We start from the raw sequence: 24772 nt of genomic DNA on the forward strand, positions 1-24772 counted from the left end.
CCCCTCTCAGGCATCGCCGCTCATGCCGGAGCCGCATCAGCGTGGCGGGGACGACGTAGGAGCCGCCCCCGCGCAAGGCGATTACTTGCTGTGGCAGCGGCTCTTCATGTTGCAGCGGCCCTTGTGGTGGTGACACTGCGCCTTGTGGTGGCATTTGGCCATGCCGCGGCATGTTCCCTTGGCGCCGCAATGCGTCTTCGCGTGGGTCGACTTCGCGGAATGCGCGTAGGCGGGCGCAACCGACGCGCCGCTCAGAGCAAGGGCGACGGCGGCGGCGGCGAGAGCCGAACCTGAAATAATATTCGTCTTCATCTCTTTCTCCTCTTTATATCCCTATCGCAACGACGGGAAGTCGACGCTCTCGCTGTGTAACGGCGAATGCGAAGTTCTACTGGGCTTTGGCCAAGCGACCCAGCCCGCCTGCTCGGGGCGGCTACTGCGCCGCCGCTGATGCTTGGCGGCGCGCTGAGGCCTGGCAGTAGGACGCAGACTATGCGCGCAGCTGTGATTCCGCTAGCGAGAAATTCGCCAACAAACGAGCCTTATTGTGTTATGATTATTATATTAAAACAGTATATTGTTAACTTTTTGCAGCGCAATATCATGGCTTTGGCTAAGCCGTGCTAAACTTTTTCTTTTCGGCGCGCTTGCGACGGCGTCGCGCCGCTGGTAGATAGGCCCCGCCTCGGTAACCAAGCCGGGGCATTCGCTTTGGTTTTCGACATCGGGCCGCGCCGGCAGTTCGCTTAGCGAACTTTTCGTCCAGCCTCGCGTTTTAGCCGCGGGGGACGTCCGATCGCCGAAAGCCGATCTGCAACGCTAACCCTTGCCGGCGCCGCCCTCTCTGGGCTCTCAGGAGAACAAATGTCCGCCACGACCGATCGCGCGCCTACGCGCGAAGATTTCGCCGCTCTGCTTGATGAGAGCTATGGCCAGAACGAGGCCTTCGAAGGTTCCGTCATCAAGGGCCGCGTCGTCGCCATCGAAAAGGATGTCGCCGTCATCGACATTGGCCTCAAGACCGAGGGCCGCGTCGCCATCAAGGAATTCACCGGCTATGGCCGGGACCCCGCCCCCCAAGTGGGCGAAGAGGTCGAAGTCTACCTGGAGCGCGTCGAGAACGCGCTCGGCGAAGCGGTCATTTCGCGCGACAAGGCGCGCCGCGAAGAGAGCTGGGTCAAGCTCGAAAAGGCCTTCGAGACCAATGAAAAGGTCGAGGGCGTCATCTTCAATCAGGTTAAGGGCGGCTTCACCGTCGACCTCGACGGCGCCGTGGCCTTTCTGCCGCGCAGCCAGGTCGACATTCGTCCGATCCGCGACGTCGGCCCGCTGATGAACGTGCCGCAGCCGTTCCACATCCTGAAGATGGACCGCCGGCGCGGCAATATCGTCGTCTCGCGCCGCACCGTGCTCGAAGAGAGCCGCGCCGAGCAGCGCCACGAGATCGTCGCCAACCTCGAAGAGGGACAGGTGATCGACGGCGTGGTGAAGAACATCACCGACTACGGCGCCTTCGTGGATCTCGGCGGCATCGACGGCCTGCTGCATGTCACCGACATCGCCTGGCGGCGCGTCAATCATCCGTCCGAGGTGCTGACCATCGGTCAGACCGTCAAGGTGAAGATCATCAAGATCAATCACGAGACGCACCGCATCTCGCTCGGCATGAAGCAGCTCCTCGAAGATCCCTGGCAGGGCATCGAGGCGAAATATCCGATCAGCGCCAGGTTCCACGGCCGCGTGACCAACATCACCGACTACGGCGCTTTCGTCGAACTGGAGCCCGGCATCGAAGGCCTCGTCCACGTCTCGGAAATGAGCTGGACGAAAAAGAACGTCCATCCCGGCAAGATCGTCTCGACGAGCCAGGAAGTCGACGTTCAGGTGCTCGAGGTCGATCCGGTCAAACGCCGAATCTCGCTGGGCCTCAAGCAGTGCCTGCAGAATCCGTGGGAGGCCTTCGCCGAGAAGCATCCGGTCGGCTCGACCGTCTCGGGCGAAGTGAAGAACAAGACCGAGTTCGGGCTCTTCATCGGGCTCGATGGCGACGTGGACGGCATGGTCCATCTGTCGGATCTCGACTGGAACCGTCCCGGCGAGCAGGTCATCGAGGAGTATAAGAAGGGCGACATGATCAACGCCCAGGTCCTCGATGTCGACGTGGAGAAGGAGCGCATTTCGCTTGGCGTCAAGCAGCTCGCAGGTGATCCGTTCGCTTCCGTCAGCGCCGAAGAAGGCGGCGAGCTCAGAAAGGGCCTCGTCATCACCTGCGAGGTGACCGAGGTGAAGGATTCCGGCATCGACGTAAAGATCGCCGGCACCGATCTCTCCACCTTCATCAAGCGCAGCGAACTCGCTCGCGACCGCGCCGATCAGCGTCCTGAACGGTTCGCCGTCGGCGAGAAGGTCGACGCCCGCGTGACGCTGTTCGACCGCAAGGCCCGCAAGGTCTCCGTCTCGATCAAGGCGCTTGAAGTCGCTGAAGAGAAGGAGGCCATCGCGCAATATGGCTCGGCCGACTCCGGCGCTTCGCTCGGCGACATTCTTGGCGCGGCTCTCAAAGCCCGCGAAGAGACGCCCAAGAAAGCCAAGAAGGACGAAGAGGAGTAAGATCTCCTCGACCGCTCGTTTCAGGCCCGCGCCGCAAGGCGCGGGCTTTTCTTTGCGCCTCGCGTAAACCTTTCATTCACCAAACTCCAATTCGCGCAGAGCCGTTAACGCTAACTTCTGAAACGACTGGGCAAAGTCGGCGTGTTTTCCGCCCGCGGCCGCCGCGGGCCGCCGGAGTCGCGTCCCATGAGCGTTGCCGAAGTCGACCCCAACTACAGGCGTTATGCGCAGCCGCTGCGCGCCCGCCCCGCGGGCGTTCGGGCAGCCATCGGAATGGGCGTCGGGCCAACGATCATTCTCTTCGCCGCACTCGTCCTTCTTCCGCGCGGAGCTCAGATCCCAGAACCGAAAGTCGCGGCGAACGTCGAGCAACCGCGCGTCACCGTCGCGCCCTCGCGCAAGATTTCCACCAAGGTTTCCGTCGAAGCCATCGAGGCCTCGGCGCTGATGGCGAAGCCCTTCAGCGCATTCGACATCGCCGCGCCGGAATTCGACCGGGAGAAAAAAACGATCGCCGTGCGCGACAGCGAGAACGGCTCCGGCCGTATCGACACGATCGCCGTCGGGCAATTCGCAATGGGCGCGCCCTTCATGCGCGTCGATATTCATCAGGATATCGTCGACAAGGAAAAGACGTCCGATTTCTTCCTCGACATGACCCGACACGCCGCCCAGGCCGGCCTTAACGTCGCGAAGATCGGCCAGCCGAGCGCGCTCATCACCAAATTCGGGGCGTTTGAGACGGCCGAAATACGGCTCTCGCAAACCGCATCCGAGGGCGTCGCCGCGAGCGAGCGCAGCTGCCTCGCGGCGCGTTTCATCGATGGCAAGCTCGCTCTCGAAATCGCCGGACTGGCATGCGGCGAATCGGCGAAACCGATCGACCGGGTCGCGCTCGGCTGCATGTTGGACCGCATCAACTACACGGCGAGTCCGGATAATCCGGCGCTGAACGATTTCTTCGCGCAAGCGGCGTCGACGCGCGCCATTGGCTGCGGCAATATCTCGCGCGATGACCTGACCGCGACCATCCCAGCGCAAAAGAACGCCGCGCGTCCGGCGCAGGGCGCACGCCGCGCGCATGCGCGGACATCGCGCCAAGGCGCACAGATCACGCGCTAGGCGTTCCGCATTCACCCTGACGGCGGATTGCTGGCGGGAAATCTCGCTTTAATTCGCTTTTGCGAAACGATCCGCTATTATGAGATACAGCGTTCAGTCCGAAAGGGGATCGTGATGCGCAGGAATAAAGTGCTGTCGGCGGGGCTCGCCTGTCTGGTGTTGTTCGCGGCGGGCGATGCGCTCGCCAAGTCCCGCTATCGCGTAGCCTCGAGCGATGTTTGTTGCGGCCGCGGTCCGATCGACATCCAGCGCCGCAGCTGGCTCGATCCCGGCACCCAGGTGCCGGTCGGCAGCACCAACCGCTACATGGTCCAGCAGACCTACCTCAATCATGATCCCATCGAGCGCAACCAGCGCAGCTGGTATATGCAGGAGACGCTTCCGCAGCGGCCGCCCTACAACGCGAGCATGATCGTGCCTTATGATGAGGGTTTTCCGTTCTGGTGGCCGTAAGTCGGCTTTTCTCCAGAAATCTTGACTTAGGGAGCGCTTTCCTTTAGCTCCCCACGAGCCTGACGCGGCCCGTTCGCGCCAGGCGAGCACCCGTGGCGTTTGCTGCAAACGCCTGTCGGCCGGTTGACGGCAGAGGAGGGCGCGTTCTTGAAGCCCCGGCGCTGGCCGGGGGCGGCGAGAGACGCGAATCTGGACGACGTCCGAGCGCAACGCTCCGGACGCATTTCGTCTTTCGCCTCTCGCACGCCACAACGCGACCATGAGAGGACGAGAGTCAAAGTGACGAAGCGCGCAGAAGCAAAATATAAGCTCGACCGCCGCCTGGGCCAGAACATCTGGGGCCGCCCGAAGAGCCCCGTTAACCGCCGCGAATATGGCCCCGGACAGCACGGACAGCGGCGCAAGGGCAAGCTCTCCGACTATGGCACGCAGCTCAAAGCCAAGCAGAAGCTCAAGGGCTATTACGGCAATATTTCCGAGAAGCAGTTTCGCAAATATTATGCGGAAGCGATCCGCTTGAAGGGCGACTCGGGCGATAATCTGATCGGCCTTTTGGAGCGGCGCCTTGACGCCATCGTCTATCGCGCGAAATTCGTTCCGACGGTTTTCGCCGCGCGCCAGTTCGTCAATCACGGCCACATCCGCGTCAACGGCAAGCGCGTCAACATTCCATCTTATCAGGTGAAGGTCGGCGACGTGATCGAGGTGAAGGAAGCCTCGAAACAGGCCGTGACCGTGCTCGAGGCGGTTCAGCTCGCCGAGCGTGACGCGCCGGAATATTACGACGTCGACCACTCCAAGATGACCGCGAAGCTCGTCCGGGTGCCGCATGCGACGGAGGTGCCCTATCCAGTGCAGATGGAGCCGAACCTCGTCATCGAGTTCTATTCGCGCTAACCTCGACGCGCAGCAATGTGAAGAAGACAGCCGCGTCGAGCGGCTGTTTTTTTATGCCCATTCTTGACTGTGGGACCGCAATCGGAAAGTCTGGAGCGCTTCCCGATCACATGGATCCACGGGGTCGATAAGGAATCGCTCAAAATCAAAATGTTGGAGCAGGTTCTCATCGAAAAAGTCTGTCAACTTTTTCGGAACCTGCTCTCGCACCAAAGCGCCGTCATCACTTGCAAGCAAGCTGAAAGGCGGCCGCGCTAAGGGAACGCAGAAGGAGAGGCACGTGTCCGGGCTATCGAAGAAGCGGCCGGCGGAGAAGGAACGCGGTCAGCGTCCCCTCTGGATAGCGATCGGCGGCTTGCTGGTCAGCGTTCTAAGCTACACCATGAGGGACCTGATGCTCGGCGACGTCGTTTTCTGGTTCGGCGTCGTGCTCGCTTTTATCGGCGTGCTTTACTGGTTCATTCGGCCGAAACACGGGCTGTAGCGCCCGGTTAGCGGCTCCCCATTCTCCTCGCCAGATTTGATTTGCCACAATTGTCGAAGACGATATGGTCTTTGGCGTCGCAACAGTTACGGACCGAACATGCCCTTCGCTTTTATTATGCCCCGCCGTGGTTTTCTTATCGGCGCCGCCGGCGCGCTCCTCGCCGCAATGCCCGCCCTCGCCGAAAAGTCTGCTTCGGGCAAGGTCGCAATTGACGAGCTGATGGCGCCGAACGCTCTGCCGGACGTGGTGGAAGGCGCGGCGGACGCTCCCGTGACGATCGTCGAATATGCTTCGATGACGTGTAGCCACTGCGCGGCGTTCCATCACGACGTGTATCCGGAGCTGAAGAAGAACTATATCGACACGGGCAAGGCGAAATTCATTTTGCGTGAGTTCCCGCTCGATCCGCTCGCGACGGCCGCTTTCATGCTGGCGCGCGAACTCGGCGACAAGCGTGACGCGACGGTCGATCTTCTGTTCTCGCAGCAGAAGAATTGGGCCTTTTCCGACAAGCCGCTCGACGGCTTGGCCAATGTCTTGAAACAGGCTGGGATCGGCCAGGAGAAGTTCGAGGCCGTCCTAAAGGATCAGACGCTTTACGAGAACGTCAATAAGGTGCGTAATCGCGCCGCCGAGAAATTTGGCGTCAACTCGACGCCGACCTTCTTCGTCAATGGCGACAAATACACCGGCGAGATCGGCGTTGAGGACTGGGAAAAGATCATCACATCGAAAACCGCAGCGAAATAATCGCTTCCCGCGCTGGATGGCGGCGTCAAGCCAGCCATGACGGCTCTCAAAAACGTCCTCTAGAACGCGGTGCGCCGCTCCAGCGCCGCCGCTAGCGTTCCCTCATCGAGATAGTCGAGTTCGCCCCCGACCGGCACGCCGTGGGCGAGCCGCGTCACCTTCACGCCGGACGGCGACAGCACATCAGCGATGTAATGCGCAGTCGTCTGTCCGTCGACCGTTGCGTTGACCGCAAGCACGACTTCGCGAGTCTCCTCTCCGCGCACACGCGCGACGAGGCTGGCGATGGCGAGATCGTCCGGGCCAACGCCGTCAAGCGGCGACAGCACGCCGCCGAGCACGTGATAGCGCGCGTTGAGCAGCCCTGCCCGCTCCAGCGCCCATAGGTCGGCGACCGTCTCGACGACAACCAGGATCGACCCGTCGCGGCGCGCGTCGCGGCAGATCGTACACGGATCGCTCGTATCGATATTTCCGCAGACCGAGCAAACGACGATGCGCTCCTGCGCGACGCGCATCGCTTCGGCGAGCGGCGCCAGCAGTTCTTCGCGTTTGCGGATGAGATGCAGCGCCGCGCGCCGCGCCGACCGCGGGCCGAGCCCCGGCAATTTGGCCAGGAGCTGCACGAGTTTTTCGATCTCGGGACCGGCCACCTTTTCCGCCATAGCCGGATCAACGCCTCATGTGGTTTCGCGTCATGCCCGCGCTTGTCGCGGGCATCCACGTCAGAATGCTACGTATCATTGGAAGCTTTGGGCGGCGTCATCAGGTGGATGGCCGGCTCAAGGCCGGCCATGACGCGGGAATTGCAGCAATACGCATCAAAACGGCAGTTTGAAGCCCGGCGGCAACGGCAGCCCGCCGGTGAGCGCTTTCATTTTTTCAGACATGGCCTCCTCGGCTTTGGCGCGCGCCTGCATGTGGGCCGTGAGAATCAGGTCTTGAAGAATTTCCTTCTCGTCGGGCGTCAGCAGACTCGGGTCGATGGAGATGCTTTTCATCCCACCTTTCGCGGTGAGCGCGACCCTCACCATGCCGCCGCCCGCCTCGCCTTCGACGACGGTCTGTTCGAGCTCCAGCTGCGCTTCGGCCATCTTGGCCTGCATCTGCTGCGCCTGTTTCATCAGGCCCATGAAGTCCATCATTGCGCTTCTCCGTCGTCTTCCTCGATTGGCGACGCCTCATCATAGAGCGTTTCGGCGGACGCTGCGCCCTCGTCCCTGCCCCGCACGGCGACGATCTGCGCGCCGGGAAAACGCGCAAGCACGCTCGCAACCAGCGGATCCGACTCAAGCGAGGAGCGGCGTTGGCGCTCTTCGGCATCGCGCTGTTCCTTGAGCGTCGGCGCGCCGCCCGAGGCCACGACCGACACCATCCAGCGCTCGCCGGTCCAAGCTTGAAGCCTCTGCATCAGAGTCGACGCCAGTTCACGCGCGCCGCCCGGCGCGAGTTCAAACTCGATCCGCCCCTGTTCAAACCGCACCAACCGCACTTCGGATTCGAGCCCGATCTTGAGGCGCATGTCACGTTTCTGCGCGGCAAGCGCGACAAGCGCATCGAAGCTCTCAATGGTGATTCCTGGCTCCGGCGCCGCAGATCTTGGCGCCGGCGCCGCAGAGGGCTGAGGCGCGGCGGAGCGCGGCGCCAGCGCGAATCTTTGGCCGCCGCCGAAAGCTTGCGGCGCAGCGCCAGCTCCGGCGGGCCCTGCGCTTCGCGCCGAGGGCGCCCCGGAGTCGGCGCTCGGCGCGCTCTCGCCAAAACCAAGGCGCCGCAGCGCCTCCGCCGGCGACGGCATGTCGGCGGCGTAAGCGAGCCTGACCAGCACCATGTCGGCGGCCGCCAACGGTCGCTGCGAGCCGCGCAATTCATCGACGCCTTTCATCAAGATCTGCCAGGCGCGCGTGAGCGTGGGAACGGAAAGGCGCGCCGCCGCGTCTTCGCCACGGCGTTTCTCTTCGGGCGTCAGCGCCGCCGAATGGGCGGTCTCCGGCGCAAGCTTCAGGCGCGTCGCGAGATGCGTGAATTCGGCGAGTTCGAGCAGCACCTGCGCCGGATCGGCGCCGCCATTATACTGATCTTCGAGAATGGCGATCGCCTTGGCGATATCGCCCGACATCGCCGCTTCGAAAAGATCGATGATTCGCGCCTTGTCGGCGACGCCGAGCATCAGCCGCAGATCCTCGGCGGCGATCGCGCCGCCCGCAGAATGCGCCGCGCCATAGGCGATCGCCTGATCGAGCAAGGACAGCGCATCGCGGGCCGAGCCTTCCGCGGCGCGCGCGATCATGGCGAGCGCATCCGGCTCGATGGCGACGCCCTCGGCCTTGCAGACGCCAAACAGATGATTGGCGAGTAACCCCGCGTCGATGCGGCGCAGATCAAAGCGCTGGCAGCGCGAACGCACCGTCACCGGCACCTTGTCGATCTCGGTCGTCGCGAAGATGAACTTCACATGTTCAGGCGGCTCTTCGAGGGTCTTTAAGAGACCGTTAAACGCGGCCTTCGAGAGCATGTGCACTTCGTCGATGATGTAGACTTTGGTCCGCGCCATGACCGGGCGGTAACGGGCGTTGTCGATGATCTCTCGGATGTCGTCGATGCCCGTGTGCGAAGCGGCGTCCATTTCGAGCACGTCGACATGGCGCGAGTCGATAATCGCCTGACAGTGGACGCCGAGCGCCTCCATATGAATCGTCGGCTGATTGATCGCGGGCCGCCCGTCTCCCGCCGGCAGTTCATAGTTGAACGCGCGCGCGAGAATGCGCGCGGTCGTCGTCTTGCCGACGCCGCGCACGCCCGTCAGCAAATAGGCCTGGTGAATTCGGTTGAGATCGAATGCGTTTTCGAGCGTGCGCACCATCGGCTCTTGGCCGATCAGGTCTACGAAGGTGGTCGGTCGATATTTGCGCGCCAGCACGCGATAGGCCGACGGCGGCGCCTGATCGGCGCCAAACAGCGAAGGTCCGTCATCGGGCGCCAGCGATGGCCTCGGCGGATCGTGCTCGTGGTCCATCTGCATCCATCCGGCGGCAGACGAGCGACGAACAGCGCAATATTGCGCCACGCCATTCGCTGCTCGCCGAAGAAGGTGGGAGGCTGAACGAAGACCCGCCCAAGCTCGTTAGGGCTGCTTCCTTCCGGACCTGACCCGGTTGGCGAGTGAAGCGTCCACCGCCAACCTCCCGGCCCCTTATTTGGCAGACGAGCGCGCGGGATGCAAGGCTCCGGACCGCGGCCTTTGCTTTGGGGCGTTCACCTTTCGCCCGGAGTAGGGGTGCGCCGGCGCGGCGCACTTGCTAAAGAGAGCGCAAATTTTGAGGGATTTGCGCTTGAACGCCGTCACCGCCACTTCAGCTGAACGAGAAGCTACGAGCCTTGCGGCCATCCTTGCGCATTTCGCGCGCGAGGGTTTCGCGCGCTGCGAGCCGCGTCTCCTGCAGCCGGCGCATGTTTTTCTGGATCGTTCAGGAGAGGATTTCCGCGGAAGACTCTATCTGACGAGCGATGGCTCCGGCGCGGAATTTTGCCTGCGGCCGGAATATACGATTCCGGTCTGCCTCGATTATCTCGCCTCCGCCCGGGCGGGCGATCCGGCGGCATATGCTTATGGCGGCTCGATCTTTCGCGCGCCTGAACATGGCGCGACCGGCGACGGCGAATTTCTTCAGGCGGGGCTGGAGAGCTTCGGCCGCCAGGACCGCGAAGCCGCGGACGCCGAAATTCTCGCCGCTTCCCTCGACGCCGCGGCGGCGGCCGGCGCGACGGCGCTCAAGGTTCTGATCGGCGACGCCGGGCTCGTCGCCGCCTTCCTCGAACGGCTCGAGATGCCGCCGGTCTGGCGCCGGCGTCTCGCGGCCGGCCACGCGCGCGGCCAAAGGCTATCGGATATTTTTGCGTCGCCCGAACGCAATGGCGGATCGGAACAGTCGGGCGTGTTGGCGGCGCTGACCAAAGTCGACCCGTCGGATGCGCGCCGTCTCGTCGAGGACTTGCTGTCCATCGCCGGCATCACCGCCGTCGGCGGCCGCAGCGCGGCTGAAATCGCCGAACGCTTTCTCGATCAGGCGACGCTCGCCGAAGGCGCAGGCGTTACCAACGAGACGCGCGCGCTGGCGGAGACTTTTTTCAGCATCGAAGGCGCGCCCGAGTCAGCTTCCGCAGCCATGCGCCGGCTAGCCGCCGACGCGCAGCTTGACCTCTCCGCCACGCTGGATGCGTTTGACGCGCGCGCCGAGGCCATTAGCGCGCGCGGCCTCACCGTTCACGAGATCCGCTTTTCGGCAAGCTTTGCGCGGCATCTCGACTATTACACGGGCTTCGTTTTCGAGGCCCGCCACTCCAGCGACGGCGCGCCGGTGATCGGCGGCGGACGCTACGACCGACTGCTCAAAACGCTCGGCGCGGCGTCGGACATACCGGCTGTCGGCGCCGCGATCTGGATCGACCGTCTTTCCCCGAGCGCGAGAGAAGCATGATGGCCCCCGCGCAAAAACTCATCATCGCCTCCCCGTCAAAAGGCCGGCTGCAGGAGAACGCCGCCGCCTTCTTCGCGCGCGCCGGCCTGGAGCTGACGCAAGGCCGCGGCGCGCGGGACTATCGCGGGGCCGTCGCCGGAGTCGAAGGCGCGGAAGTCGCCTATCTCTCCGCTTCCGAGATTACGCGCCGGCTGGCCTTGGGCGAAGCCCATCTCGGCGTCACCGGCGAAGATTTGGTGCGCGAGGAGATCGCCGACGCCGACAAAAAAGTGGAGCTTCTCGCCCCGCTGGGCTTCGGCGCCGCCAATGTCGTCGTCGCGGTTCCGCAAGCCTGGATCGACGTGCGCTATATGAGCGATCTCGCCGACGTCGCCGATGGATTTCGCGCGCGCCACGGCCGCGGACTGCGCGTCGCGACGAAATACATCAATACGACGCGGCGCTTCTTTGCCACTCATGACGTATCGGACTACCGCATTGTGGAAAGCTCCGGCGCCACCGAAGGCGCGCCCGCCGCAGGCTCCGCCGATCTCATCGTCGACATCACGACGACAGGCGCGACACTCGCGGCGAATGCGCTGAAGATCGTCGAGGACGGCGTCATTCTACGCTCGCAGGCCAATCTCGTCGCCTCGCTAACGGCGCCGTGGAACAGTGCGGCGCGCGAAGCGGCGCGCGTCATTCTCTCCCGCATCGCTGCGGAAGAAGAGGCGCGCACGACGCGCGACGTGCGCGCAAGTCTGCCAACGCCGAGCGAACATATCCTGCGAGAAGCGGAAGCGAACTTCGGCGCCGGATTGCGCAACATGGACGACGAGTCAGCGACGTTTTCCTGCCCGGCGAAAATGGTCGCGGCGCTCGCCGATTGGCTGATCGCCCGAGGCGCCAAAAGCGTCACCAGCGCGCGGCTCGATTATATCTTTCAGGCGGAGAACGCCTTGTGGAGCAGGCTGGCGGCGCGGCTTGGGTAATCCGAATGTCATTCCCGACGCTTCGCTTAAAGCGAAGCGATCGGGAATCCAGAGTCGCAATAAGCATTTTGGAAGTCGTTCTGGATTCCCGGTCGGACCTACGGTCCGCCGAGAATGACAAGCCCCAGATTAACTCACGCTTCCATCAATGCGCCGACATGCGCCGCAGCGCTGCGCGCGAGATCTTCTGGTTGATAGCCGCCTTCGAGCAGCGAGACGATGCGTCCCTTGCAGCGGCGCGCGGCGATCTCCATCACGCGCAGCGTGACGTCCCTGAAATCTTCTGCGACGAATCTTAGTCCACCGAGCGGATCGTGGAGATGGGCGTCGAAGCCGGCGCAAAGAATAATCAGATCGGGCGAGAAGGCGTCGACACGCGGCAGAATGCGAGACGCCAGCGCCTCGCGGAATTGCGCGCCGCCGTCGCCCCTTGCGAGTGGCGCGTTGACGATCGTGTCATGCGCGCCGATTTCGCTGACTGCGCCCGTGCCGGGATAGAGCGGCATCTGATGCGTCGACGCGTAAAGCGCGTTTCGATCGCTCCAAAAAATCTCCTGCACGCCATTGCCGTGGTGCACGTCAAAATCGACGATGGCGACACGCGAGGCGCCATGCGCTGCGCGTGCATGCAAGGCCGCTACGGCGGCGTTGTTGAAAAAGCAAAAGCCCATCGGCAAGTCGCGCGTCGCATGATGGCCCGGCGGCCGCATGGCGACGAAGGCGTTCTTAGCGTCGCCGCGCATCACCGCATCGACAGCCGCCAGCGCGCCGCCCGCCGCGCGCAATGCCGCTTCATGCGTGGCGCCGTTCATGGCGACGTCCGGACCAATCCGCGCATAGCCGTCTGCGGGCGCCAACTTCGCAAGATGCGACAGATGTTCGGGACTATGCGCGCGTAACAACGCCTCCTGCGCCGCTAAAGGCGCCTCGGTGCGCATGAGGCCTGCGAAGCGCGCGTCGTCAAGAGCGCGCAGAATGGCGCGAAGGCGTTCCGGCCGCTCAACATGCGCCCGCCCCATGTCGTGCGCCAACCCCGCAGGGTGCGTGACGAGCAGGGTCGAGGCTGTCGCGGCTCGCGCGCCGAATGCGAGGCATGCGCCAGCGCCGGCGATCGCCGCTCGGCGCGTAAGATTGGCGGCGTGACGTTCTCCGGCCATTTCCCCGGTCCGTGGCTTCAAACACACACCATAGAATCGCCCAACGGACGTGTCAGCCGGATTTGAATTTGACAGCAAGAAACGCATTGCGGCGGTCGTCGTAAAAGATGGATGATGCGCGACATGCAGATGAACGACACGACGCAGGCAAATTCGCTCGACCTCGACGAGACGCGCTGGGCGGCGGTTGTCGCGCGCGATGCGCGCCGCGACGGCGATTTCTACTATTGCGTCGAAACGACTGGCGTCTATTGCCGCCCCTCCTGCCCGTCGCGGCCGGCGAAGCGCGCCAATGTGCGCTTTTGCGCCACAGCCGCCGAAGCGGAGGCGGCGGGGTTTCGTCCGTGCCGTCGCTGCCGCCCGGAGGGGCCATCTCAGCAAGAGCGGGACGCGGAGAAGATCGCCCGCGCCTGCCGGATGATCGAAACAGACGAAGTTTCGCCGACGCTTGCGCAGCTGGCGCGCACAGTCGGGCTTAGCCCCTATCATTTCCACCGACTGTTTTCGCGCATAGCCGGCGTTACGCCCAAAGCCTATGCTCAGGCGCACCGGCGCACGCGTCTGCACAAGGAACTGAAGGAAAGCCGCACCGTGACCGATGCAATCTATGGCGCGGGCTATAACTCGAGCGCGCGCCTCTATGCGACGGCCGATGAATCGTTGGGCATGACGCCAAGCGCCTATCGCGCCGGGGCGCCGCGCGAAACGATCCGCTTCGCGATCGGCCAGTCGTCTCTGGGCGCGGTCCTCGTCGCGGCGAGCGTGAAGGGCGTCTGCGCCATTTCGCTGGGCGACGACGCTGAAGAGCTGCTGCGCGATCTGCAGCGTCGATTTCCGCGCGCGAGCCTCCTCGGCGGCGATGAGTCATTCGAACGCTATGTCGCCGCGGCGGTGGGCATGGTGGAGCGGCCGCAATCAAATTTCGATCTGCCGCTAGACATGCGCGGCACGGCCTTTCAGCAGCGCGTCTGGGCCGCGTTGCGCAACATTCCCGCGGGAGAGACGGCAAGCTACGCCGAGATCGCGAAACGCATCGGCGCGCCAAAGGCGACGCGCGCCGTCGCGGGCGCCTGCGCGGCCAATCCGGTGTCGCTCGCGGTTCCCTGCCATCGCGTCGTGCGCAGCGACGGCGCACTTTCCGGCTACTATTGGGGCGTGGAGCGCAAACGCGAGCTGCTCGAACGTGAACGCAAGCCGTGAACGGGCGCTCTATGCGCATCGAAGCGCCGCATGTTCTTCATTGATCGCGTCGTGCAGCTCTTTCCACAACGCATTGATGCGCACGTCCGGCCCCCAATTGTAGAGCGCCTTGGCGACCTCCGCGATCGTCTCATTAATTGGCTCGCTTTCCCCCTCCTCCAGCTCAAAGGAGAAAAGCTTCGGCGACGCATCGCCTTTCCAGGCGTCCCAATGTTCGTTTGAATAGTTGGAGACGCCGCGCTGCGCGGCGAGCAGTTCCGGCGCATATTTGGCGAAGCGTCGATGGAGAGGGCCGCCCGCCGCCTCCGCGCGATAGGCGTCGCGCACAACGAAATAACGCACATGCTGCAGCTCATGCGCGAGACAGCATCCGAGCCGGGCGTCGCTCATCTGCGGATCGTAAAAGATTTCGATGCGGCCGTCGGGAAAGGACTGTCCCTCCGAAGTGAAGCTTTGGCCGAGATAGTTGAACGTCTTTTGCTGTGGATTGAGGGTCACTTTGCTGACGTCGTAGCCGAACTCCGCCACGAGCGCCGCGAGCGTTTGCCGCTTCCTTAAGAAATCGGGCGCGTTTTCGATCTCGCTCACGGTCTGCGCGGGCGCCGGGTCGGCGAGCGGCATGCGCCGTGCGGCAAGCCTTGAGCGGAGAAAAGACAGCGCGTCAAAACCCCGCCGCTCACGTCCCCGGCGCACTTCCGAACGGCTCCTCATGCGTGATCACCCAATCGAATTCGGGATGCGCCGCGGCGACATGCTCCCACCATCGTCGGCCGTCCTGCAAGCGCGGCGAGAGATCGTTGACCCTGAGCCGCCGGAACGCGCCGGGACGCTCCTTTACCCCGGCGATGACCGCCTCCACCATCGCCCGCCCCAAGCCACGCTGCAAAGAGTTGATCTGTTCGAAAACCAGTGACGGCGGCTCATACGCGCCGGCGAGCAGGAGCGCGATCCCGGACGCCTCCGTCCCGTCCGGCGTCGTGATCAATTTCGAGGAGGTCGAAGCTTTGATTTCAAAGAAGCTACGGCCGTATGGCCGCGAATCGACGAAGAGGCCGAGGGCCGCGAGATTGCGGGAGATCGCCTCGCCGATCACCAGCATCGCTGGGTCCGGCTGTTGAGCCGCCGACGTCCTCCGCCAGAACCGCAAGACCTCCCAAAACGCCATGTAGCCTCCTAAAAGCGGGGGCCAGATCGCCGTGCCCTTCCCGCCATTCCGTGCGATAAAGGACCATGGCGACACCGATTCGCAACGCTTTCGACCCAGGCTTTGGCGTTTATGTCCATTGGCCGTTTTGCCTGTCGAAATGCCCCTATTGCGACTTCAACAGCCACGTGAGGCGCGGCGACGTCGACGAGGACCGCTTCGTCGAGGCCTTCAGCGCGGAGCTTGTGCATCGCGCCGCCCTGACGCCCGGGCGCGAAGTCCGGTCGGTCTTCTTTGGCGGCGGCACGCCGTCATTGATGGCGCCTTCGACCGCTCAAGCCATTCTCTCCCAGATTTCGAGCCACTGGCCCCTCGCCAAGGACTGCGAAATCACGCTCGAAGCCAATCCGACGAGCGTCGAGGCCTCGCGCTTCAAGGGCTTCAAAGCCGCAGGCGTCAACCGCGTCTCGCTCGGCGTGCAGGCTCTGAACGACATCGACCTGCGCGCCCTCGGGCGGCAGCACTCGGTCGCGGAAGCCCTGATGGCGCTGGACGTCGCCAATTCGGTCTTCGAGCGCACGTCCTTCGATCTGATCTACGGCCGTTCCGGCCAGACCCCCGCCGCCTGGCGAAAAGAGTTGGAGCTGGCGCTCACCCGTTCGCCCGAGCATGTTTCGCTCTATCAGCTGACGATCGAGCCGGACACGATGTTCGAGCGCATGGTCAACACCGGCAAGATGGCGTTGCCCGACGTCGAAACGCAGCGCGCGCTCTGGGACGTCACGCAGGAAGTCACCGCTCGCGCCGGCCTGCCGGCTTACGAAGTCTCCAATCATGCGCGGCCCGGCGCCGAGTGTCGGCACAATCTGGTGTATTGGCGCTACGGCGAATATGTCGGCGTCGGTCCCGGCGCGCATGGGCGGGTGGTCACGCCGCGCGGACGCCGCGCCCAGTCTACCGAGCGGCATCCCGAGATGTGGCTGACCTGCGTCGAGACCGAAGGCCACGGCATCATCGAGGACGAATTGCTCTCGTCCGAGCAGGAAGGCGACGAATTCCTGCTGATGGGGCTGCGGCTGCGCGAAGGCGTCGATCCGCAGCGCTATTTTCTGCTGACCGGCAAACGCCTGTCGCAGTCGCGCATCAGCGAACTTATCGGCGACGGGCTGGTCGAATTCACCCGCGACAACAGGCTGCGCGTCAGCTCGGAAGGATTCCCGGTGCTCGATGCTGTCGTCGCCGACCTCGCGGCGTAGCGGCGCTCCGCCGCTCTTGGCGCAATGGCCGCGACAGTGACCTACATCGTAAGGCTCTCCGCTCCCTCTGACGCGGAAGCGGTGAGCGCCCTTCTGGCGGCGAGCTACTCAACTCTGTTGGCGTCGCATTACGAAAAGGCGCTGCTCGAGCGAGCCTTGCCTTTCATGACAAAGGCCAATCCGACACTCCTCGCCTCTGGCGCCTTTTACGTCGCGCAGAGCAGCCACGACGAACTCATCGCGTGCGGCGGCTGGTCGCTCGAGCATCCTGGCACTGCAAAGATCGTCCGAGGGGAAGCGCATATCCGCCATTTCGCCACCCATCCCGACTGGACTCGCTTGGGCGTCGGGCGTTCGATTATGAATCGGTGCCGCATGGACGCCAAGGCTCGAGACGTAAGCGAACTTCATTGTTGCTCAACGTTCGCCGCCGAAAATTTTTACAAGGCGTTAGGCTTCAGAACTGTAGCGGGGGCGGATATCCCTCTCGACTCGGAGGTCTCATTCCCGGCCGTTCTGATGCAGCACGCATTGCCGTGAGCAAGATGTCCGCCGCACGGACGCGTCGGCCTCCGCACATACGCCGAACCTGAAAATGCAGCCGGCGCCGCTTCAACGAGCGGCGCCGGCGTCGTAATTATGCGGCTGAAGCGCCGGGCGAACTTAACGTCGATAGAGCTGCTCTAGCGCATCCGCGCCGAGGAGTTCGCGAAGACGGCCAAGGATCAGCAGCACGACGCCGAAAGTCGCCAGCGACATCCAGCCGAAAAAGACGAAGCCCCAGTGCAGCGGACCTGCAAAGCCTTCGTCCATCGCCCAGAATGTGTGACCCCATTCATTGAATCCCACATTCGGGATCGTCATGAAGACGCCAACGACAAGAACCACGAAGGCGAGAGAATATCCCTTCGCGAAAGTCGGCAGACGCGTTTTCGCATAGAAGAACGCGCCGAGGCCGATGATCGCAAAGAGCGGATACGCAATATAGAAGGTGATGATATTGCTCGGCGTGAAATCCGTGTCGCGCACGGCGGTCATATGCCAGACAGCCGTCTGCTCCGAAAAGAAGCTTAAGCCCCAAAACAGGGCGAGCGAGAAAACGAGCAGCCACTGGACGAGATAAACAAGCCGTCGCATTTCGGCTGCGGCTCCTAACTTCGCCAGATCGCGATCGCGCGTGCGCCACAGAAAGCCGACAAGGCCGATCGCGGCAAAGCTCGAGGCCATAATCGCAAACTGCAACAGGCCCATCCAATAGAGCTGAAACTCGGGGGAGAAGGAATCGAGACCAAATCTCCAGGCGAAAAGTTGTTCGTAGAGGCGCAGGATAGCCACGAACAACATCAAGGCCGGAACGCCGATAAGAACGGGCCTGGTGTCGATAATTCGTTCAGCGCTTCGGGCGGCGGAACGGGCCTCTGTTTTTGTCATGCTCATAAGTCATCTCCGAAAGACTGGTTATGCGGGGCATGAAGCCCCTTCGAATGGTTTTGATGCGCGCGCGCTCGGCGGTCGCCGCGTCTGCTCTCGCAGCCGTGGCGGCAGGATCCGTTTGAAAGATTTCGCGAACGCGCTCTCGCGGGCATCGCCATCGCAAGGATGGCGGCTGCGTTGAATTTCAGCGCAAGAAAAACGTCAGCCCTGTCGGGGAGGAGCTCGTGGCGATTGTGGCGCGCGCCGTGGCTCGATGCGCGGCGCCTGACTGGAAGTGTCCGGCCGAGGCGAATGAGCCTCGGTGGGAAAAATCAGAGCGATCGAAACAACTGGCTTGGAAGGAGGAACGTCCAACGCGCCACTGTGAAGAACGCAACAGAATCCATGGCGGTGGCGTTCATTCGGGACAAGCGGCGGCTCGCCGTTCACCGCATCCTGCGGCGCACAGATCGTTCCGAAAGCGACGCCTTCTCCCAGCGCAACGGCGCCCGCGCCCGCGCTCGTGGTCTGCACGAGCATAAGGAAGGCGACGAGCCCCGCAAAAATGCGCGCGCGCTGACGTGTCCGCTGGAAAATTGGATCCACCGCCGCCTCTCGGGTTCCAAGCATCGAACTTAGGTTTCAATCCTGAACGTGGTCAAGCGAAGTGACGAAGAACTGCTGTGCGACGAAGCGACGCGTCTATTCTTGAAGCCAGACAAACACATGCGCGGCCGTCTCCAACGTCCAGCTTTGCCGTAACTGTGCGTGAGCGGCTGCGTCTGAGGCGCAAACTTCGATCGGCCATCCAGGGGCGATTGAGATGTTCCGCCAAGCCGACTCGCCAAGTCGGACGCGCGAACACGCGTCACCCCACCTGCCCGCGATGGCGCAGGAAATGATCGGCGAGCACGCAGGCCATCATCGCTTCACCGACAGGAACCGCGCGAATGCCGACGCAGGGATCGTGACGGCCCTTGGTGACGATGTCGGTATCCTTGCCAAAGCGATCGATCGTGCGGCGCGGCGTCAGGATTGACGACGTCGGCTTCACCGCGAAGCGCACGACGACTGGCTGACCGGTCGAAATGCCGCCGAGCACGCCGCCAGCGTTATTGGACAAAAACTCCGGTCCGTTTGGTCCGGCGCGCATCTCGTCGGCGTTGTCTTCGCCGGTGAGTTCGGCCGCGGCGAATCCGGCGCCGATCTCGACGCCCTTCACCGCATTGATCGACATCATCGCAGCGGCGAGATCGGCGTCGAGCTTGCCGTAAACCGGCGCGCCCCAACCAACCGGAACGCCTTCCGCGACAATCTCGATCACCGCGCCGATGGAGGAGCCGTCCTTGCGCACGTCGTCGAGATAGTCCGCCCATAGTTCCGCCGCGCGCGCGTCGGGACAAAACAGCGGATTGCGCTCCACCTCCGCCCAATCGAAATTCGCGCGATCGATTTTATGCGGGCCAATCTGCACCAGCGCGCCGCGAATCGTCACGCCGGCGATGACCTTGCGCGCGACAGCGCCGGCGGCGACTCGCGCGGCGGTTTCCCGCGCCGAGGAGCGCCCGCCGCCGCGATGGTCCCGCACGCCATATTTCGCATCGTAGACGTAATCGGCATGGCCGGGCCGGTATTTGTCGGCGATCTCTCCATAGTCCTTGGAGCGCTGGTCGGTATTTTCGATCACGAGCGCGACCGGCGCGCCGGTCGTCACCTGTCGGCCGTCACAGTCGGCAAAAACGCCGGAAAGAATTTTCACCTCATCCGCTTCGCGCCGCTGCGTGGTGAAGCGCGACTGTCCCGGCTTGCGCTTGTCCAGAAAGCCCTGGATCTCCTGCGCTTCGAGCGGAATTTTCGGCGGACAGCCGTCAACGATCGCGCCGAGCGCCGGCCCGTGGCTCTCGCCGAAGGTGGTGACGCGGAAAAGATGGCCGAAACTGTTGTGGGACATGCGATCTTCTATGCTTGGCGCCGGCGAGGGTCAAACGGGCGGTTTGAGGCGTCCGCGTCATGACGCGGCGCGCGCGCGCCGCTAAGATAGGCGCATGACCCTCACACATAAGCCCGTCGGCCCCGGGAGCCACATCTTCCTCGTTGACGGCTCCTCCTTCGTCTTTCGCGCCTATTTCCAGTCGATCCGACAGGATGCGAAATATAACTATCGCTCCGACCGGCTGCCGACCGGCGCCGTGCGGCTGTTCTGCACGAAGCTGTTGCAGTTCGTGCGCGAAGGCGCGGCCGGCGTGATGCCGACGCATCTCGCCATCATCTTCGACAAGAGCGAGCACTCCTTCCGAAAAGACCTTTATCCCGACTACAAGGCGCACCGCACCGAGCCGCCGGACGATCTGATTCCGCAATTCCCGCTGATGCGCGCCGTCGTGCGCGCTTTCGGCCTCACCCCGATCGAACAGGACGTCTACGAGGCCGACGATCTCATCGCCACCTATGCGACGCAGGCGCAGGCCAAGGGCGCGGACGTGCTGATCGTCTCGGCCGACAAGGATCTGATGCAGCTCGTCGGTCCCGGCGTCAGAATGTACGACCCCGCCTCGGGGACGGCTGGAACGAAAGGCGCGCGCGAAGAACGCCTCATCGGCGAAGCCGAAGTCGTCGACTATTTCGGCGTTCCGCCGGACAAGGTCGTCGACGTGCAGGCGCTCGCGGGCGATTCGACTGACAATGTGCCGGGCGCCAAAGGCATCGGCGTCAAGACCGCCGCTCAGCTCATCAACGAATATGGCGATCTCGAAACGCTGCTCGCACAAGCATCGGGCATCAAGCAGCCGAAGCGCCGCGAGGCGCTGACCGAGCCGGATGCGGTTGCGCGCATCCTTCTTTCGCAGAAGCTCTGCGAACTCGTGCGCGACGTCCCTCTGGACACTCCGCTCGAAGACCTTGGCCTTCATCAACCTGATGCGACGAAGCTCATCGCTTTTCTGCAGGCGATGGAGTTCACGACGATCACCCGCCGCGTCGCCGAGATGTATGGGGTCCATGCGCAGGATATCGAGCCCGATCCCGGTTTTTTCGGCGCCGCCGGCTGGCGCGGGCGCAACGGCGAATTGTCCGAGGTCGCGCCGCCCGCTTCTGAAGCGCCGAACCGCGCCGAGAAGCCGACGAGCGACGCGCTCACGCCCGCGAACCTCGTCGCCGCACGTCTCGCCGAAGCGAAGTCGGTCAAGATCGATCGCTCCAGCTATGAGACGGTGCTCTCGGCGGAGCGTCTGGATGATTGGATCACCGAAGCCGCTGGCGCAGGACTGGTCGCAATCAATGTCGAAACGACCTTGCCGGATCCGATGCGTTGCGAACTCATCGGCGTCTCGCTGGCGACGGCGCCGGGACGCGCCTGCTATATCCCGCTACAGCATCGATCCGGCGACGCGGCTGACCTTTTTTCCGGCGCCGATTTGGTCGAGGGGCAGATCCCGCTCGACGTGGCCCTCGCACGATTAAAGCCGTTGTTTGAGGACGCCGCGATCCTCAAGATCGCGCATAATATGAAGCACGATCTGCTGGTTCTTTCGCGCTACGGAATCGACGTCGCGCCGATCGACGACGCCATGCTCATGTCCTACACGCTGGACTCGGGGCGTGGCGATCATCGTCTCGAAGAGCTGGCGCGCAATTATTGCGGCCATGACGCTCTCACCTTCGCCTCCGTCGCCGGCGCGGGCCGCAATTTTCTCGGCTTTGCCCGGGCGGCACTCACGGCGGCGACGGAATACGCCGCGGAACAGGCGGACATTTCCCTGCGCCTTTGGCGCGTGCTGAAGCCGCGGCTCTTGGCCGAGCGCATGACTGCGGTCTACGAGACCTTGGAGCGGCCGATGGTCGCGACGCTCGCGCGCATGGAGCGAAGGGGCGTCATGGTCGAGCGCGCGACCTTGTCGCGACTCTCCGGCGAATTTGCGCAGGACATGGCGCGTCTCGAGGCCGAGATCTTCGAACTTGCCGGCGAGAGTTTCAACCTTGGCTCACCCAAGCAGTTGGGCGACATACTTTTCGGCAAGATGGGGTTGCCCGGCGCGAAGAAAACGGCGACCGGCGCCTGGTCAACTTCCGCAAGCGTTCTCGAAGACCTCGCCGTCGCCGGCAATGATTTTTCGCGCCGCATTCTCGATTGGCGACAGCTCTCCAAGCTCAAGAGCACCTACGCCGACGCCCTGCCCGGCTATATCAACGCCGAGACCGGTCGCGTGCACACGAGCTATGCGCTCGCCGCCACGACGACGGGGCGGCTCTCTTCATCCGAGCCCAATCTGCAGAACATTCCCGTACGCAATGAGGCCGGCCGCAAAATCCGCAAGGCCTTTGTCTCGGCGCCCGGCCATGTGCTGATCTCTGCGGATTATTCGCAGATCGAGTTGCGGCTGCTTGCCCACATCGCAGACATTCCTCAGCTCAGACGCGCCTTCGCCGAAAATCTCGACATTCACGCGATGACGGCGAGCGAAATGTTCAATGTGCCCATCAAGGACATGCCGCCCGAAACGCGCCGCCGCGCCAAGGCGATCAACTTCGGCATCATCTACGGCATTTCCGCCTTCGGCCTCGCCAATCAGCTGAGCATTCCGCGCGAAGAGGCGAGCGCCTACATCAAGCGCTATTTCGAGCGCTTTCCCGGCATTCGCGACTACATGGATTCAACGCGCAAGACGGTGCGCGAGAAGGGCGAAGTCTCAACGATTTTCGGCCGAATCTACCACTTCCCCGGCATCTCATCGGCCAATGCGTCAGACCGCGCCTTCTATGAGCGCGCGGCGATCAACGCGCCGATCCAGGGCGCCGCCGCGGACATCATCAGACGCGCCATGATACGGATGGATGACGCGCTCTTTCGCGCCGGTCTCTCGGCGCAGATGCTTCTGCAGGTGCATGACGAGCTTGTGTTCGAAGCGCCGAACGATGAAGCCGAGGCGACGATCGAACTCGCCCGCCGCGTCATGGAACAGGCGCCCGCGCCCGCCGTCCATCTCGCCGTGCCGCTGAAAGTCGACGCGCGCGCCGCCGTCAATTGGGACGAAGCCCACTGACGGCGTGTCCGGCTGATCCGTTCGCTCGGGCCGTGTCATTCCCGGCAGGCCGAAGGCCTGACCGGGCATCTAGAGCCACAACAAGGATATTGGGCGTCGCTCTGGTTTCCCGATCGCGCGCGTTGCGCGCGTCGGGAATGACACCCGAGCAGTTCGAACGGATTTCTTATTACAGGCCGGGGTCATCTCGGTCAGGCGCGTCTTCGGTCCCCAGCCCGAAGCTTAATCGCAACCAGAACCGCTCGTGAAGATAATAGAGCGCGAAGATCGCGATCATTTCAACGCCGGTGATTTCGGCGGCGAGTGCGGCGCTCTGAACGAAAGCGTAAACGATCAGGAAGGTCGAAATGCTCGCCGGCAGGAGCCAGGTGAGCGCCTTCATCAGGCTGCGCGTCGGGGTCGGTCGAAACGACTCCCGCGCCAGCGGCAGTCCTTCCATCGAGGCGTAGCTGAGCTCCGTCAGCGGCGGCGCGACGCGGCCATTCGATGCGGCGACGGCTTTGACCATGCCGACCGCGACCGTTTCATTGGTGATGCGGTCGATGAGAATGAATCCGCCGGTTTCGCGGTTGTCGCCATAGGGATCGCAGGCGATCACGGTCTGGAGCGACAGGCGCGCGCCGCCGATCTCGTTGAAGGCGAGCGTCGACCCATCGGGCAGCGGCTGCGGCAGGCCGGTTTCGATGTCGATGCGCGCATCGACCGCGGTCACGGCGGCCGGCGCAGTCTTCGTCCCGAGCTTCAAGAGATAGCTCTTGCCGACGACAAGAGGCTCACGCACCAGCCACAACAGCTTCGCTTCGAGACGATCCCCGGTCTTCGCCGGCGAGACCGGCGAACACAAGAGATCGCCGCGCGAAATGTCTATCTCTTCGGTGAGCGTGAGGGTCGCCGACTGACCCGAAACGGCGCTATCGAGATCGCCGTCGAAGGTCACGATCCTGGCGACGCGCGTGTCGCGCCCCGAAGGCAGAACGCGCACGATGTCGCCCGGCTGAATATTGCCGCCGCTGATGAAGCCAGAGAACCCGCGGAAGTCAAGATTGGGCCGATTCACCCATTGCACGGGCATGCGGAAGGGCGCGATCCGCGTGGCGTCCTCCACCGCGACGCCCTCAAGATAGGAGAGCAGCGGCGGCCCATCGTGCCAAGGCATATTGGCGCTGTGGTGGACAAGATTATCGCCGTCCTTGGCGACAAGCGGCGCGACGTAAATGGATGCAAAGCGAAGATGGTCGGCGAAGGCGTGAAAATCCGCTTCGATCTTGCGGAACACCTCTTCGCTGTAGCCGACAAGATCCATCTTGTTGACGGCGACGACGACATGGCGGACGCCGAACATCGAGGTGATGACGCTGTGACGCCGCGTTTGCGGCAGGATGCCCTTGCGCGCGTCGACAAGCAGAATGGCGAGTTCCGCGGTTGAGGCGCCGACGGCCATGTTGCGGGTGTATTGCTCGTGGCCAGGCGTGTCAGCGACGATGAACTTGCGCTTGTCGGTCGCGAAATAGCGATAGGCGACGTCGATGGTGATGCCTTGTTCGCGCTCGGCCGCGAGCCCGTCGACGAGCAAGGCGAAATCCAGCTCTTCGCCCTGAGTGCCGTGCTTTTTCGAGTCGCTTTCCAGCGCCGCGATGATGTCGTCCGGCGCAAGATCGGCGTCGTACAGCAGACGACCGATCAGCGTCGACTTGCCGTCGTCGACCGAGCCGCAGGTGATGAACCGCAAGAGCGGCTTTTCGCCGACCAGGCGCGCTGGCGCGCGCGACGGCGATGCGGCAGCGACGGCGCCGTGCAT

The 24772-nt window shown here is 63.4% G+C and carries 23 protein-coding genes and 1 other RNA gene; 13 read left to right on the forward strand and 11 right to left on the reverse strand.

Annotated features, from left to right (window positions below; translation table 11 throughout):
- Nucleotides 1-81: 81 nt before the first annotated feature.
- Entirely contained in the window at nt 82-312 is a 231-nt protein-coding gene (locus A3OO_RS0116150; protein WP_018408882.1) for a hypothetical protein, read from the reverse strand.
- Between the two features lie 552 nt (nt 313-864).
- Here A3OO_RS0116150 and rpsA point away from each other — a divergent pair.
- The 6 genes from rpsA to A3OO_RS0116185 all read left to right on the forward strand — a co-directional run bounded on the left by rpsA (nt 865) and on the right by A3OO_RS0116185 (nt 6319).
- Nucleotides 865-2610, forward strand: coding sequence for a 30S ribosomal protein S1 (rpsA, locus tag A3OO_RS0116155; protein ID WP_018408883.1), 1746 nt, complete (start codon nt 865-867; stop codon nt 2608-2610).
- A gap of 186 nt (nt 2611-2796) precedes the next feature.
- A complete protein-coding gene (locus A3OO_RS0116160) occupies nt 2797-3732 on the forward strand; it encodes a hypothetical protein (protein WP_018408884.1) in 936 nt (311 codons plus the stop codon).
- A 114-nt stretch (nt 3733-3846) separates the two neighbouring features.
- Entirely contained in the window at nt 3847-4185 is a 339-nt protein-coding gene (locus A3OO_RS21805; protein WP_040573942.1) for a hypothetical protein, read from the forward strand.
- A gap of 279 nt (nt 4186-4464) precedes the next feature.
- A complete protein-coding gene (gene rpsD / locus A3OO_RS0116170; RefSeq protein ID WP_026223062.1) occupies nt 4465-5082 on the forward strand; it encodes a 30S ribosomal protein S4 in 618 nt (205 codons plus the stop codon).
- 280 nt (nt 5083-5362) lie between these two features.
- Nucleotides 5363-5566, forward strand: coding sequence for a hypothetical protein (locus A3OO_RS0116180; RefSeq protein ID WP_018408888.1), 204 nt, complete (start codon nt 5363-5365; stop codon nt 5564-5566).
- Nucleotides 5567-5665: 99 nt separating this feature from the next.
- Nucleotides 5666-6319: a DsbA family protein gene (locus A3OO_RS0116185; protein WP_018408889.1), complete on the forward strand. Its 654-nt coding sequence runs from the start codon at nt 5666-5668 to the stop codon at nt 6317-6319.
- A 59-nt stretch (nt 6320-6378) separates the two neighbouring features.
- On the opposite strand, the gene recR is transcribed toward A3OO_RS0116185, so the two are convergent.
- The 4 genes from recR to ffs all read right to left on the reverse strand — a co-directional run bounded on the left by recR (nt 6379) and on the right by ffs (nt 9503).
- Nucleotides 6379-6984 carry a recombination mediator RecR gene (gene recR, locus A3OO_RS0116190; protein WP_018408890.1) on the reverse strand — a complete coding sequence of 202 codons (606 nt, stop codon included), beginning with the start codon at nt 6982-6984 and terminating at the stop codon, nt 6379-6381.
- 156 nt (nt 6985-7140) lie between these two features.
- Nucleotides 7141-7464, reverse strand: coding sequence for a YbaB/EbfC family nucleoid-associated protein (locus tag A3OO_RS0116195; RefSeq protein ID WP_026223063.1), 324 nt, complete (start codon nt 7462-7464; stop codon nt 7141-7143).
- Nucleotides 7461-9332 (reverse strand): DNA polymerase III subunit gamma/tau, encoded by a 1872-nt coding sequence (locus A3OO_RS0116200; protein WP_040573945.1) that lies wholly within the window; start codon nt 9330-9332, stop codon nt 7461-7463. The genes A3OO_RS0116195 and A3OO_RS0116200 overlap by 4 nt, the downstream gene beginning before the upstream one ends.
- Before the next feature lie 74 nt (nt 9333-9406).
- Nucleotides 9407-9503: signal recognition particle sRNA small type (ffs, locus tag A3OO_RS23040), an RNA gene on the reverse strand.
- A 139-nt stretch (nt 9504-9642) separates the two neighbouring features.
- On the opposite strand from ffs, the gene A3OO_RS0116205 reads away from it, so the two are divergent.
- On the forward strand, nt 9643-10794 hold the full coding sequence (locus tag A3OO_RS0116205) for an ATP phosphoribosyltransferase regulatory subunit (RefSeq protein WP_018408893.1): 1152 nt from the start codon (nt 9643-9645) through the stop codon (nt 10792-10794).
- The gene (gene hisG / locus A3OO_RS0116210; protein ID WP_018408894.1) at nt 10794-11765 is read left to right on the forward strand and encodes an ATP phosphoribosyltransferase; all 972 of its coding nucleotides are present in this window, start codon (nt 10794-10796) and stop codon (nt 11763-11765) included. The genes A3OO_RS0116205 and hisG overlap by 1 nt, the downstream gene beginning before the upstream one ends.
- Nucleotides 11766-11899: 134 nt before the next feature.
- On the opposite strand, the gene A3OO_RS0116215 is transcribed toward hisG, so the two are convergent.
- Nucleotides 11900-12922 carry a histone deacetylase family protein gene (locus tag A3OO_RS0116215; protein WP_018408895.1) on the reverse strand — a complete coding sequence of 341 codons (1023 nt, stop codon included), beginning with the start codon at nt 12920-12922 and terminating at the stop codon, nt 11900-11902.
- 129 nt (nt 12923-13051) lie between these two features.
- Between A3OO_RS0116215 and ada the strand changes: the two genes are divergently transcribed.
- Nucleotides 13052-14122 carry a bifunctional DNA-binding transcriptional regulator/O6-methylguanine-DNA methyltransferase Ada gene (ada, locus tag A3OO_RS0116220; protein WP_156824938.1) on the forward strand — a complete coding sequence of 357 codons (1071 nt, stop codon included), beginning with the start codon at nt 13052-13054 and terminating at the stop codon, nt 14120-14122.
- 9 nt (nt 14123-14131) lie between these two features.
- Here ada and A3OO_RS0116225 read toward each other — a convergent pair whose 3' ends face one another.
- Nucleotides 14132-14743 carry a hypothetical protein gene (locus A3OO_RS0116225; RefSeq protein WP_018408897.1) on the reverse strand — a complete coding sequence of 204 codons (612 nt, stop codon included), beginning with the start codon at nt 14741-14743 and terminating at the stop codon, nt 14132-14134.
- A gap of 55 nt (nt 14744-14798) precedes the next feature.
- The gene (locus A3OO_RS0116230) at nt 14799-15287 is read right to left on the reverse strand and encodes a hypothetical protein (RefSeq protein ID WP_018408898.1); all 489 of its coding nucleotides are present in this window, start codon (nt 15285-15287) and stop codon (nt 14799-14801) included.
- Nucleotides 15288-15352: 65 nt separating this feature from the next.
- Here A3OO_RS0116230 and hemW point away from each other — a divergent pair, with 65 nt between their 5' ends.
- Nucleotides 15353-16522, forward strand: a complete 1170-nt coding sequence (hemW, locus tag A3OO_RS0116235) for a radical SAM family heme chaperone HemW (RefSeq protein WP_018408899.1) — start codon at nt 15353-15355, stop codon at nt 16520-16522.
- Between the two features lie 36 nt (nt 16523-16558).
- Nucleotides 16559-17062, forward strand: coding sequence for a GNAT family N-acetyltransferase (locus tag A3OO_RS0116240; RefSeq protein ID WP_245257177.1), 504 nt, complete (start codon nt 16559-16561; stop codon nt 17060-17062).
- A gap of 123 nt (nt 17063-17185) precedes the next feature.
- On the opposite strand, the gene A3OO_RS0116245 is transcribed toward A3OO_RS0116240, so the two are convergent.
- The gene (locus A3OO_RS0116245; RefSeq protein ID WP_026223065.1) at nt 17186-17959 is read right to left on the reverse strand and encodes a methane monooxygenase/ammonia monooxygenase subunit C; all 774 of its coding nucleotides are present in this window, start codon (nt 17957-17959) and stop codon (nt 17186-17188) included.
- A 228-nt stretch (nt 17960-18187) separates the two neighbouring features.
- Here A3OO_RS0116245 and A3OO_RS23670 point away from each other — a divergent pair, with 228 nt between their 5' ends.
- Nucleotides 18188-18574: a hypothetical protein gene (locus A3OO_RS23670; RefSeq protein WP_198008828.1), complete on the forward strand. Its 387-nt coding sequence runs from the start codon at nt 18188-18190 to the stop codon at nt 18572-18574.
- A 229-nt stretch (nt 18575-18803) separates the two neighbouring features.
- Here the strand turns inward: A3OO_RS23670 and aroC are convergent, their stop codons facing one another.
- On the reverse strand, nt 18804-19886 hold the full coding sequence (gene aroC, locus A3OO_RS0116255; protein WP_018408904.1) for a chorismate synthase: 1083 nt from the start codon (nt 19884-19886) through the stop codon (nt 18804-18806).
- Between the two features lie 94 nt (nt 19887-19980).
- On the opposite strand from aroC, the gene polA reads away from it, so the two are divergent.
- Nucleotides 19981-22974: a DNA polymerase I gene (gene polA / locus A3OO_RS0116260; protein ID WP_018408905.1), complete on the forward strand. Its 2994-nt coding sequence runs from the start codon at nt 19981-19983 to the stop codon at nt 22972-22974.
- 169 nt (nt 22975-23143) lie between these two features.
- Here polA and cysN read toward each other — a convergent pair whose 3' ends face one another.
- Nucleotides 23144-24772: a sulfate adenylyltransferase subunit CysN gene (gene cysN / locus A3OO_RS0116265; protein WP_018408906.1), complete on the reverse strand. Its 1629-nt coding sequence runs from the start codon at nt 24770-24772 to the stop codon at nt 23144-23146.

Origin of the sequence: Methylocystis rosea SV97 (assembly GCF_000372845.1) — a bacterium.
In the GTDB taxonomy this organism is placed as follows: Bacteria; Pseudomonadota; Alphaproteobacteria; order Rhizobiales; family Beijerinckiaceae; genus Methylocystis; species Methylocystis rosea.

Bases quoted from the DNA above. Each gene is read 5' to 3' on its own strand.
- A3OO_RS0116185 (WP_018408889.1), top strand. From the start codon at position 5,666: ATGCCCTTCGCTTTTATTATGCCCCGCCGTGGTTTTCTTATCGGCGCC.
- A3OO_RS0116225 (WP_018408897.1), bottom strand. From the start codon at position 14,743: ATGCCGCTCGCCGACCCGGCGCCCGCGCAGACCGTGAGCGAGATCGAA.
- ada (WP_156824938.1), top strand. From the start codon at position 13,052: ATGAACGACACGACGCAGGCAAATTCGCTCGACCTCGACGAGACGCGC.
- A3OO_RS0116215 (WP_018408895.1), bottom strand. From the start codon at position 12,922: ATGGCCGGAGAACGTCACGCCGCCAATCTTACGCGCCGAGCGGCGATC.
- rpsA (WP_018408883.1), top strand. From the start codon at position 865: ATGTCCGCCACGACCGATCGCGCGCCTACGCGCGAAGATTTCGCCGCT.
- A3OO_RS21805 (WP_040573942.1), top strand. From the start codon at position 3,847: ATGCGCAGGAATAAAGTGCTGTCGGCGGGGCTCGCCTGTCTGGTGTTG.
- hemW (WP_018408899.1), top strand. From the start codon at position 15,353: ATGGCGACACCGATTCGCAACGCTTTCGACCCAGGCTTTGGCGTTTAT.
- A3OO_RS0116200 (WP_040573945.1), bottom strand. From the start codon at position 9,332: ATGGACCACGAGCACGATCCGCCGAGGCCATCGCTGGCGCCCGATGAC.
- hisG (WP_018408894.1), top strand. From the start codon at position 10,794: ATGGCCCCCGCGCAAAAACTCATCATCGCCTCCCCGTCAAAAGGCCGG.
- recR (WP_018408890.1), bottom strand. From the start codon at position 6,984: ATGGCGGAAAAGGTGGCCGGTCCCGAGATCGAAAAACTCGTGCAGCTC.
- polA (WP_018408905.1), top strand. From the start codon at position 19,981: ATGACCCTCACACATAAGCCCGTCGGCCCCGGGAGCCACATCTTCCTC.
- A3OO_RS0116230 (WP_018408898.1), bottom strand. From the start codon at position 15,287: ATGGCGTTTTGGGAGGTCTTGCGGTTCTGGCGGAGGACGTCGGCGGCT.
- A3OO_RS0116150 (WP_018408882.1), bottom strand. From the start codon at position 312: ATGAAGACGAATATTATTTCAGGTTCGGCTCTCGCCGCCGCCGCCGTC.
- A3OO_RS0116195 (WP_026223063.1), bottom strand. From the start codon at position 7,464: ATGATGGACTTCATGGGCCTGATGAAACAGGCGCAGCAGATGCAGGCC.
- aroC (WP_018408904.1), bottom strand. From the start codon at position 19,886: ATGTCCCACAACAGTTTCGGCCATCTTTTCCGCGTCACCACCTTCGGC.
- A3OO_RS0116160 (WP_018408884.1), top strand. From the start codon at position 2,797: ATGAGCGTTGCCGAAGTCGACCCCAACTACAGGCGTTATGCGCAGCCG.
- A3OO_RS0116245 (WP_026223065.1), bottom strand. From the start codon at position 17,959: ATGAGCATGACAAAAACAGAGGCCCGTTCCGCCGCCCGAAGCGCTGAA.
- cysN (WP_018408906.1), bottom strand. From the start codon at position 24,772: ATGCACGGCGCCGTCGCTGCCGCATCGCCGTCGCGCGCGCCAGCGCGC.